The organism is Planomonospora algeriensis, from assembly GCF_977012225.1.
Map to the genome: position 1 here is coordinate 1 of NZ_CDRNDK010000237.1, position 9,626 is coordinate 9,626.

Consider the following 9,626-nt stretch of genomic DNA (forward strand, 5'->3'; position numbering starts at 1 on the left):
CCGTCACGCGGGCGGCGCCGTCAGCACGGAGGCGATCCGGGCGGCCGACGCCCTGCCCTGCGCGAACTCGCCGTTGGCCCAGGACAGGACGGACAGCGGAGTGAGCAGGAACTGCGCCAGGCCGACCGCCGTGACCAGCTCGCCGACGCTGATGTCGCCCTGTGCCGCGAGCCGGCCCCCCACCAGCGCCACCACCGCGATGAACCCGCCGGTCAGGGTGAGCATGCCGCCGTCGTGCCAGGCCTGGGCGCGGGCCGCGCGCACCGTGGCGGCCAGTGAGTCGCGGCTGGTACGGCGGTACCGGGCGACCGCGGCGGCCTCACCGCCGATGCCCTTGAGCACCCGCAGCCCGGCGATCAGGTCGGCGGCCACCCCCGAGGCGTGTGCGGCGCGCTCCTGCTCGGCGCCGCTGCGCCGCTCCAGCGGCCTGCCCAGCAGGTGCGCCAGCAGCAGCAGCGGCGGAATCCCCAGCAGGACGAGCAGGCCCAGCGGCACCGAGACGCGCAGCAGCATCACACCGCCGACGACCAGGCCGGACAGCGCCGCGATCCCCACGGCCAGCGCCACGGCCACGGCGCCCACTCGCCGGGCGTCCTGAGTGGCGACCGAGACCAGCTCACCCGGGAGCCGTCCGGTCTCCGCCCCGCCCCGCGGGTCCAGGGCCCGCCCGGTCAGCTCGACGCGCAGCCCGTGCGCCGCCTGTTCGGCGGCTCGTTCGGCGGCGCGGGAGCCGAACCGATAGCTGAAGGAGAGCACGGCGAAGAGCAGGGCCAGCACCGCGACCCAGCGCGCGAGCGCGCCGGCGTCCCCGGAGGAGATCGCCTCGTCGATCACCAGCCCGATCACGACGGGCACCAGCGCCTCACACGCCTGGTGCCCGGCGGCCAGCACGGACCCGGCGGTCACGTGCCTCCGCTGCCCGGTGATCGCGCTCCTCAGGACGTCACGGCCTTCGACGGGCACCGCGGTTCCTCCCGGTCAGTCGCATGGGGTCACACAGCAGGTGGAGCAGGCCTCCCGGCCGGGGAGCCGTACCCACAGGCAGCAGGTGCGCCGTCGCATCGAGGGCGTCTCCACCAGGTCGGCGACCGGCTCCCCGATCGACCGGAGCAGCGTCTCCGCCGCGTCGGCGGGGTCGTCGAGCAGGTCTGCGGCGAGGGTGACGAGCGGGTGGACGATCGCCTCGGCCACCGAGCCCCACAGCCCGCGCCGCCCGGTCCGGGTGAGCGCGTGCAGCGCCTCGATCAACGGCGCGTGCAGGTCGCGCAGGAGGGTGTCGCGGACGATCGCTCCCACTTCCTCGACGGTCCCGGTGACGACCCGCAGCTCGCTCAGCCCGGCCTGGAGGTGGGGTTCGCCGGGCAGCGACCGCAGTGCCGTACCGGCCGCGGTCATCAGCGGGACGTGCCGCGTGGCCGCCCACCCGATGACGACCGGAAGGGTGGTCCAGTAGGACACCCCCTTCCACCACAGGGCGGCGGCGACGTGGGGCGGCGCGTCCCACCTCAGGGAAGTCTCCCGGACCAGCTCGCTCAGCCGCCCGTACGGCGGGGCCGTCAGCTCGATGACGGAGTGCCAGCCGTCCCCCTCGGCGCGGAGTCCGGGGACCAGCCCGAGCGGGAGACCGGCCGTCGCGGCGGCGCGCAGTCGCCCGATCAGCGGTGCCAGCGTCTCCTCGGCGGAGCGCCTGCCGCTGACCGGTGCCGGCCGCGTCGTGTCCACAAACCCTCCGGGATCAGCCTCGATAAGGCCAGGCTAACCTAAATTTCCATCGGTCACGAGTGCCGCGCCCGTTCATAGCTCGCCGGACGGAAGGCGTGCGGGCGTTCCCCTCGGTGACGTGCGTTCCTCCGCCGGCCGGACGCCCCGCTGACGCCCGCCCGGCGGCCGGTCCTCAAACCGCACGCGAACGGAATTCCCGGCTCAGAAGACCGGAGCGGTCCGGTTGTGGCAGACCTCCAAGATCATGGCTTGGATTGTCGGAACCCCACAACCTCAGGCGGAGCCGTGCGGGCCATGCTGATCCCGGCAGCAGCAGTCGTCCTGGTATGGAGGCGGGTCATGAGCGGCGTCGAGCGCATCGGCGACCGGCCCCGGTCGGTGATCGTGGTGGGCGCGGGCATCGTGGGCCTGTCCACCGCGTGGTTCCTGCAAGAACACGGCGTACAGGTCCACGTGGTCGACCGCGGCGGCATAGCGGCCGGAGCGTCCTGGGGCAACGCGGGATGGATCGCGCCGGGACTGACCATCCCGCTGAACGAGCCCTCCGTGCTGCGCTACGGCCTGCGGTCGCTGGCGAACCCCGCCGCGCCGCTGCACATCCCCGCGAGCGTCGATCCGCAGCTGTGGGCCTTCCTGGCCCGCTTCGCCGCCAACTGCCGGTGGTCGTCGTGGGCCCGGGCGGTGCGGGCCAACCTGCCCTTGAACGACGAGTGCATCGAGGCGTTCGAGGCGCTCACGGCCGGCGGCGTGGACGCGCCCCTCGTCCCGGCGCCGATCACCGCGGCGTTCCGGACTCCGCGGCAGGCCCGGGGGCTGCTGCACGAGCTGCGCAGGCTGGCCGAGGCCGGGCAGCAGGTCGACCACACCACCCTGGACGGCGCACGGCTGGCCGAACACGTGCCCCTGGCGTCCGGCGCCCTGACGACGGGCGTGCGCATCGACGGGCAGCGGTACGTCGACCCGGGCGGCTTCGTCCACGCGCTGGGCGAGGCCGTCATGGCCCGCGGCGCCACCGTCTACGCCTTCGAGGTCTCGGAGGTGCGCGGCGGCGGGAGGACCACCGTGCACTCCCCGCACGGCACGGTCCTGTCGGCCGACGCGGTGGTGCTGGCCACCGGCGCGTGGCTGCCGCGGCTGGCCTCCCGCTGGGGGGTGCGCGTCCCGCTGCGGGCCGGGCGCGGCTACTCCTTCACCGTGCCGGTGGACCGTCCCGTGCCCGGCCCGATCTACCTGCCGGACGTGCGGGTGGCGTGCACGCCGTACCGGGGCGCGCTGCGCGTGGCGGGCACCATGGAGTTCCGCGGCCCGGACGCCCCGCTCGTCCCCGCCCGGCTGGAGGCGATCGTCTCCTCCGTCCGCCCGCTGCTGGAGGGCGTGCGCTGGGAGGAGCGCACCGACGAGTGGGTCGGCCCGCGGCCGGTCACCTCCGACGGGCGTCCGCTGATCGGCGCGGTGCGCGAGCCGGGCGTCTACGTGGCCGGCGGGCACGGCATGTGGGGCCTGGCCCACGGCCCGGTCACCGGGCGGCTGCTGGCCGAGCGGATCGTCACCGGCAAGCAGCCCGACGCCCTGCGCGCGTTCGATCCGCTGCGCTGAGGGCCTGCGGTCCGCGGGCGCCGCCCCCGGTCCCCGGGCCGGAGGCGGCCGTCAGAGCGCTCCCACGTACACCCACGCGCCCGCGTGCCGGGTGAAGCGGCTGTGCTCCTCCATCTCCCCCGCCCGGCCGCGCTCGGTGTAGCGGGCGCGGAAGCGGACGGTGCCCTCGGTGTGGAAGGCGCTCCCGCCGGTGACCTCGAGGATCTCCAGCCCCGTCCAGCGCAGTGACCGGTCGAGGTCCACCGCGGGCGGGCGCGTCGACGGGTGCCAGGTGCGCAGGAGGTAGTCCGCGTCGCCGACGCTGAAGGCGCTGAACCGCGAGCGCATGAGCAGTTCGGCGGTGGGCGCGGCGGCCTCCCCCCGGTGCAGCCGCCCGCAGCAGTCCCGGTACGGCGCGGGCAGCCCGCAGGGGCAGGGGGCGGCGGATCCGGGAACGGCCTGGCGGGGCCGCGGGCTGTGTCGGGACATGCCTCTCATTGTGCCGCCCCCCGATCCGCCGTCCGCCCCGATCCGCAGCGGACCGGGTTCACAGTGACGCCTTGTCAGATGTATGACTAGATACGTATATTCAGTCATATATCTGAGAGGTGGTCTCATGACGGCCGAGTCCTCCGATGGCAGGCGGCGGACGCCGGAGCAGCGCCGGGCGCGGGCGGACCGGATCCTGGACGCGGCGGCGGAGCTGGTCGCCCGCTGGGGCTACGACAAGACGACCCTCGACGACGTCTCCCGGCACGCCCACGTCGCCAAGGGCACGATCTACCTGCACTGGAAGAGCCGGGAGGCGCTGTTCACCGCCCTGCTCCGCCGGGAGCGGGTGCTGATGCTGGAGGCCGTACGGCTGCGCACCGCCGACCAGGCGGAGCCGGTGGGCGGCCTGGTCCGGCGGCTGGCGCTGGAGATGCTCCGGCGCCCGCTGCTCAAGGCGCTCCTGCTCGGCGACGGGGACGTGCTCGGCGCCCTGCTGCGGCACAAGCGCACCAGTCCGGAGGCCGCCGAGGCGATGTCCACCGCGTTCGCCGCCTACCTCGGCGTCCTGAGGGAGCACGGGCTCGTCAGATCCGACCTGACCCCCGCCGAGCAGCAGAACGTGGTGGCCACCGCCTTCTACGGGTTCTTCCACGCCCCCGCGCTGCCCGGCCCGTTCCACCTGGACATCGAGCGGCGCGCCGACCTGCTCGCCGAGGCGGTGCAGCGGACCCTGGGGTCCGGGCGCCCCGTCACCCCGGAGAGCGCCGCGCAGGTGGCCGAGGCCACCGCACGCTACCTGGACCGGGCGCTGGAGATCGCCCGGAGAAAACTGGAGGAGAGCCTTTGAACACGCTTCCGCTCGACGGCCCCGGGCGACCTGGCGACCGTGGGCGGCAAGGGCGAATCCCTCTCCCGCCTGGCCCGGGCCGGACTGCCGGTGCCGCCCGGATTCCACGTCACCACCGCGGCCTACCGCGGCTTCGTGGCCCGCCACGGCCTGCGGGACGGGATCCTGGCGGGCGGGGCGGGCGAGATCGCGGCGCTCTTCACCGCCCACGGGATCCCGGAGGAGATCGCCGGTGACATCCGGGACGCCTACCGGAGGCTGTGCGGGGACCGCGGGGACGTCCCGGTCGCGGTCCGGTCGTCGGCGACCGCCGAGGACCTGCCCGGCATGTCCTTCGCCGGCCAGCAGGAGAGCTACCTCAACATCCGCGGCGCCGAGGAGCTGCTGGACGCGGTCAGGCGCTGCTGGGCCTCGCTCTGGACCGATCGGGCCGTCGCCTACCGCGAGCGCCACGGCATCCCGCGCGACCAGGTGGCCCTCGCCGTCGTCGTCCAGGAGCTCGTGCCCGCCGACGCGGCGGGCGTGCTGTTCACCGAGGACCGCGGCCGCCTGACCGTCAACGCGGCCTGGGGCCTGGGCGAGGCGGTCGTCGGCGGCCTGGTCACGCCCGACACGTTCACGATCGACCGCGACCGCCGCACGGTCCTCGCGGAGACGGTCGCGTCCAAGACCGTCATGACCGTGCGCACGCCCGGCGGCACCCGCGAGGAGCCGGTCCCGCCCGGCCTGCGCGACCGCCCGGCCCTGTCCCGGGTGCAGGCCCTGGAACTGGCCGCCCTCGGCCTGCGCATCGAGGAGCTGTACGGCCACCCGGTGGACGTCGAGCCCGCCGCTGCCGATGCCGCGCCGGCGGATCCTCCGGGAGGCGCTGCCGATCGTCCGCGGCCGCCTCGCCCTGCGCGGGTACGCCCGCAGGCTCCCGGAGTTCCTCGCGACGGCGGCCGCACGCGCCGAGGTCCTGCTCGCCGAGATCGCCGCCGCCGAGGACCTGCCCGCGCTCTGGCGGGACCGGGTGGAGCCGTACTTCCGCGAGTGCAGCCGCATGCTGGCCGCCGCGGGCCGCCAGGACGCCGGCGCGCTCGTCTTCCTCCGGGCCAGGTTGGTGCGGCTGGTCGGGGAAGAGGACGCCAACGCGCTGACGTCCGGGATCCGGGTCGGCGGAGGACGCCTGGAGAGCCTCGGACCGCTGCTCGGGCTGGCGCGGCTGGAGCGCGGGGAGATCGACCGGGAGGCCTTCGCCCGGCGGTACGGCCACCGCTGCCCGGACGAGTTCGAGCTCTCGGCCCCCCGGCCCGCGGAGGACCCGGCGTGGGTCGACAGGCTGCTCGCCGCCTCCGAGACCGACCCCGCGGAGCTCCTGGAGCGCCAGGACGAGGTGAGCCGCGCCGCCTGGCGGAGGTTCCGGGAGCGGGATCCGCGGCGGGCCGCGCGGCTGCGCCGGAAGGTCGACCGGTGGGGCGCGATCGTCCAGGCCCGGGAGGAGGCCCGTTCGGAGACGATCCGCTCCTTCTGGGTGCTGCGCGCCTTCGTCCTGCGGGCCGGGGAGCTGACCGGGCACGGCGACGATCTCTTCTTCCTGACGATCGGCGAGATCCTGGACGTGCTGCGCGGCGGGCGGCGGCCGCTCTCCTCGGTCGCGGAGCGGCGGGCGGCCTACGAGCACTACCGGTCGCTGCCGCCGTACCCCGGAGTCATCCGCGGGCGGTTCGACCCGGAGCGGTGGGCCGCCGACCCCGGCCGCCGGAGCGACGTCTTCGACTCCCACGCGCCGATGGCTCCCGCGGCGGAGACCGTCACCGGCTTCCCCGGCGCGGCCGGAGTGGTCGAGGGCACCGCCCGGGTGATCCCCTCCATGGAGGAGGGCCACCGGCTCGGGCAGGGCGAGATCCTGGTGACGACCGTGACCAACGTGGGCTGGACGCCGCTGTTCCCCCGGGCGGCGGCGGTCGTCACCGACGTCGGCGCGCCGCTCTCGCACGCCTCGATCGTCGCGCGCGAACTGGGCATCCCCGCCGTCGTCGGCACCGGGAACGCCACCATGCGGGTGCGCGACGGCGACCGGATCCGCGTCGACGGGGGACGCGGCAGCGTGGAGGTGATCACCCCGGCCGGGGTCCCCGGCCCGTACGGGGTCAGCGCTTGACGGCCCGCAGGACGACGAACCTCGGGTCGCTCGCGACGACCTCGCAGTCGCCGAAGAGCCGGCGCAGCTTCGCGTGGTATCCGAGGTGCCGGTTGCCGACGACCCACAGCTCGCCCCCGCGGCGCAGGGCGGCGCGCGACCCGGTGAACATGCGCCAGGCCGTGGCGTCGGTCGTGGCCCGGTGGCTGTGGAACGGCGGGTTGTTCAGGACCAGGTCGACCGTCCGGGGCGGTACGCCGGACAACCCGTCGCCCACCCGGAACTCCGCCCTGGACCCGGCCCCCGTCTCCGGCCCGGTGCGCGTCCCGGCGTCCGTCCCGGTGTTCGCCCGGAACGTGGCCTCCGCCGAGGCCACCGCCTGGTAGGACTCGTCGACGAACAGCACCTCGGCCTCGGGGTTGTCCAGCGCGGCGGCCGTCCCGACCACCCCGTTGCCGCAGCCCAGGTCCACGACGCGCTCGGGCCCCGGCGCCGGGGGAGGTGCCGGAGCAGGAACCGGGTGCCGATGTCGAGGCGGTCGGCGCAGAAGACGCCCGCGTGGTTGACGGCGGTCAGGCCCGAGGCCGGTCCCACCCCGCCGGGCAGCTCGTAGCTCTTCGGCCAGGGGCTGGCGGCCCGGGGCAGGCCGGGATCGGGCGTGCACAGGATGAGCCGCGCCTTCCGCACCGCCAGCGACGTCCGGGTCGGGCCGAGGATCCGCTCGAACAGCCGCAGCGTCGAGGTGTGGATCTCGGTGACCATCCCCGTGCCGACGACGACGGTGCCGACGTGCACGCCGGGCGCGAGCCGGTGCAGCTGGTCCTCCAGGAGCGCCAGGCTCCTGGGCACCCGGACCAGCAGCACGTCGATCCGCTCCGGCGGGGCGTCCCTGGTCGACAGCAGCCGCACCTCCTCCGCGCCGATCCCGTTGCGCTCCAGGTTGGCCCGGGTCGCCTGCTGGGCGAGGAACGAGTCGCTGATCTGCACGGGGCGGTGACCGGCGAGCGCGGTGGCCAGCGCGCCCCACCGGTCCCCCGCCACGACCACGGTGCCCGACAGGTCCACCGGCCCGCCGCCGCTTCCGCCCCCGGTCCCGCCGCCGGCCTCGCCGGCGGTGCCGGCGAGGTGCCGCAGGAGGTACTCGTCGGCGGCGTCCCAGGCGCGGAGCAGGTCGCGGGGGTCTTCGGGGAAACGGGCGAGGTCGAGCTCACCTCGCGGAGTCGTCAGGCGGTTCATCGCGCCCCAGGGTAGCCGCACGGCACCGCGGGGACGTTCCGCGGGACGGTCAGGGGAGGCGGCCGACGTGGGCGAGCGCCTGCTTCAGCAGGACGTCCTGCCCGCCGGACATCTCCTGCAGCACCGACGGCGAGGCGGCCTCCTCCGGCGTGAACCAGGCGAAGTCGAGGGCGTCCTGCCGGGGGCTGCAGTCCCCCGCGACCGGGACGACGTAGGCCAGGGAGACCGCGTGCTGCCGGGGGTCGTGGTACGGCGTGACACCCGGGGTCGGGAAGTACTCGGCGATGGTGAACGGCTGCGGGGAGACCGGGACGCGGGGCAGCGCCACCGGGCCGAGGTCCTTCTCCAGATGGCGCAGGAGCGCGTCGCGGACGCGCTCGTGGTGGAGCACGCGCCCGGAGACCAGGGCGCGGCTGACCGTCCCGTCCGATCCGATGCGCAGCAGCAGCCCGACGTGCGTGACCGTTCCCGTATCGTCGACCCGCACCGGTACGGCGTCGACGTAGAGGATCGGCATCCGCGCGCGTGCCGCCTCCAGCTCGTCGGGAGAGAGCCAACCGGACGCGGTTTCGGTCATTTCGGTCATTGGTCGATCGTACTTCGCGGCGGGCTCCGCGGGCACGGCCACTCCCGAAGTGCGGCTCGACCGGATGCGGACATCGGGCATCATGGACAGATGGCTCGGGTGGTGGACGAGGGTTCCGGCGGCGTACCCGGAGGCGTGCCCGGCGCGCCGCCCGGCCGGCCGGGCGCGGACCCCGGCCACCGGTTCCGGATGCTGGCCGATCTCGTCGCGGACGGCGAGGTGGTGGTCCTGAGCGGGGCCGGCCTGTCGACCGAGTCCGGCATCCCGGACTACCGGGGGGAGACCGGCCGCATGCGGCGCGCCGAGCCGATGACGTACCAGGCGTTCACCGGCAGCGCGGCGGCCCGCAGGCGTTACTGGGCGCGCAGCCACCTGGGCTGGCGGCACATCGCCCGCGCCGCCCCCAACGCCGGTCACCGCGCGGTCGCCGAACTGCAGAGCCGGGGGCTGGTCGCCGGGATCATCACCCAGAACGTCGACGGCCTGCACCAGGCCGCCGGCGCCCGGGACGTGATCGAGCTGCACGGCGGCCTCGACCGCGTCCGCTGCCTGTCCTGCGGCGAGCGCACCCCGCGCGACCTGCTCGACCGGCGCCTGCGCGCGGCCAATCCGGGCTGGGACGCCCGGGCCGAGGCGGTCAACCCCGACGGCGACGCCGTCCTCGCCGACGACCGGGTCGACTCCTTCCGCGTCGTGGACTGCCGCGGCTGCGGCGGCCTGCTCAAGCCCGACGTGATCTTCTTCGGTGAGAACGTGCCGCGTTCCCGGGTCCAGGAGTGCTACGCGCTGACCGAGCGGGCCGGCATGCTGCTGGTCCTCGGGTCCTCGCTGACGGTGATGTCCGGCTACCGGTTCGTCCGCCACGCCGCCGGGCACGCCGTACCCGTCGTGATCGTCAACCGGGGGCCGACCCGGGGCGACGCCGACGCGCTCCTGTCCTTCGACGTCCCGCTCGGCCCGGCCCTCACCGCGCTCCTGTCGGAGCTCGGACCGGCGCGGTGACGGCCCGGGCGCCGCGCCCGGAGGTGACCTCCGTACGCCGCGCC

Annotated in this window: 9 protein-coding genes and 2 pseudogenes; 5 read left to right on the top strand and 6 right to left on the bottom strand. The window is 75.3% G+C overall.

Features of this window, described 5'->3' with window-relative positions; all coding sequences use genetic code 11:
* Positions 1 to 3 precede the first annotated feature (3 nt).
* Positions 4 to 963 carry an ABC transporter transmembrane domain-containing protein gene (locus ACWJ6R_RS22300; protein WP_449064095.1) on the bottom strand — a complete coding sequence of 320 codons (960 nt, stop codon included), beginning with the start codon at positions 961 to 963 and terminating at the stop codon, positions 4 to 6.
* 15 nt (positions 964 to 978) lie between these two features.
* Positions 979 to 1,722, bottom strand: a complete 744-nt coding sequence (locus ACWJ6R_RS22305; protein WP_449064096.1) for a hypothetical protein — start codon at positions 1,720 to 1,722, stop codon at positions 979 to 981.
* Between the two features lie 339 nt (positions 1,723 to 2,061).
* Between ACWJ6R_RS22305 and ACWJ6R_RS22310 the strand changes: the two genes are divergently transcribed.
* The gene (locus ACWJ6R_RS22310; protein ID WP_449064097.1) at positions 2,062 to 3,318 is read left to right on the top strand and encodes an NAD(P)/FAD-dependent oxidoreductase; all 1,257 of its coding nucleotides are present in this window, start codon (positions 2,062 to 2,064) and stop codon (positions 3,316 to 3,318) included.
* Between the two features lie 51 nt (positions 3,319 to 3,369).
* Here ACWJ6R_RS22310 and ACWJ6R_RS22315 read toward each other — a convergent pair whose 3' ends face one another.
* Positions 3,370 to 3,786, bottom strand: a complete 417-nt coding sequence (locus ACWJ6R_RS22315; protein ID WP_449064098.1) for a YchJ family protein — start codon at positions 3,784 to 3,786, stop codon at positions 3,370 to 3,372.
* A 127-nt stretch (positions 3,787 to 3,913) separates the two neighbouring features.
* Between ACWJ6R_RS22315 and ACWJ6R_RS22320 the strand changes: the two genes are divergently transcribed.
* The 3 genes and pseudogenes from ACWJ6R_RS22320 (at position 3,914) to ACWJ6R_RS22330 (ending at position 6,779) form a co-directional block, all read left to right on the top strand.
* A complete protein-coding gene (locus tag ACWJ6R_RS22320; RefSeq protein WP_449064099.1) occupies positions 3,914 to 4,636 on the top strand; it encodes a TetR/AcrR family transcriptional regulator in 723 nt (240 codons plus the stop codon).
* Positions 4,637 to 4,726: 90 nt separating this feature from the next.
* Positions 4,727 to 5,401 (top strand): annotated as a pseudogene (locus tag ACWJ6R_RS22325) (PEP/pyruvate-binding domain-containing protein); the annotation flags it as partial.
* 73 nt (positions 5,402 to 5,474) lie between these two features.
* A complete protein-coding gene (locus ACWJ6R_RS22330; RefSeq protein WP_449064100.1) occupies positions 5,475 to 6,779 on the top strand; it encodes a PEP-utilizing enzyme in 1,305 nt (434 codons plus the stop codon).
* Here the strand turns inward: ACWJ6R_RS22330 and ACWJ6R_RS22335 are convergent.
* The 3 genes and pseudogenes from ACWJ6R_RS22335 to ACWJ6R_RS22345 form a co-directional block, all read right to left on the bottom strand.
* Positions 6,769 to 7,230, bottom strand: a complete 462-nt coding sequence (locus tag ACWJ6R_RS22335; RefSeq protein WP_449064101.1) for a class I SAM-dependent methyltransferase — start codon at positions 7,228 to 7,230, stop codon at positions 6,769 to 6,771. The two genes, ACWJ6R_RS22330 and ACWJ6R_RS22335, sit on opposite strands and share 11 nt — an antisense overlap.
* A gap of 56 nt (positions 7,231 to 7,286) precedes the next feature.
* A pseudogene (locus ACWJ6R_RS22340) lies at positions 7,287 to 7,994 on the bottom strand (methyltransferase); the annotation flags it as partial.
* Between the two features lie 49 nt (positions 7,995 to 8,043).
* Complete coding sequence (locus tag ACWJ6R_RS22345; RefSeq protein ID WP_449064102.1) at positions 8,044 to 8,580, bottom strand: NUDIX hydrolase family protein; 537 nt, start codon at positions 8,578 to 8,580, stop codon at positions 8,044 to 8,046.
* 90 nt (positions 8,581 to 8,670) lie between these two features.
* Here ACWJ6R_RS22345 and ACWJ6R_RS22350 point away from each other — a divergent pair, with 90 nt between their 5' ends.
* Positions 8,671 to 9,582, top strand: a complete 912-nt coding sequence (locus tag ACWJ6R_RS22350; RefSeq protein WP_449064103.1) for an NAD-dependent protein deacetylase — start codon at positions 8,671 to 8,673, stop codon at positions 9,580 to 9,582.
* Positions 9,583 to 9,626: the final 44 nt, after the last annotated feature.

What these genes read in the sequence shown, in the direction of transcription:
- ACWJ6R_RS22310 (WP_449064097.1), top strand. Translation starts at nt 2,062, where the DNA reads ATGAGCGGCGTCGAGCGCATCGGCGACCGGCCCCGGTCGGTGATCGTG.
- ACWJ6R_RS22315 (WP_449064098.1), bottom strand. Translation starts at nt 3,786, where the DNA reads ATGTCCCGACACAGCCCGCGGCCCCGCCAGGCCGTTCCCGGATCCGCC.
- ACWJ6R_RS22320 (WP_449064099.1), top strand. Translation starts at nt 3,914, where the DNA reads ATGACGGCCGAGTCCTCCGATGGCAGGCGGCGGACGCCGGAGCAGCGC.
- ACWJ6R_RS22330 (WP_449064100.1), top strand. Translation starts at nt 5,475, where the DNA reads ATGCCGCGCCGGCGGATCCTCCGGGAGGCGCTGCCGATCGTCCGCGGC.
- ACWJ6R_RS22345 (WP_449064102.1), bottom strand. Translation starts at nt 8,580, where the DNA reads ATGACCGAAATGACCGAAACCGCGTCCGGTTGGCTCTCTCCCGACGAG.
- ACWJ6R_RS22350 (WP_449064103.1), top strand. Translation starts at nt 8,671, where the DNA reads ATGGCTCGGGTGGTGGACGAGGGTTCCGGCGGCGTACCCGGAGGCGTG.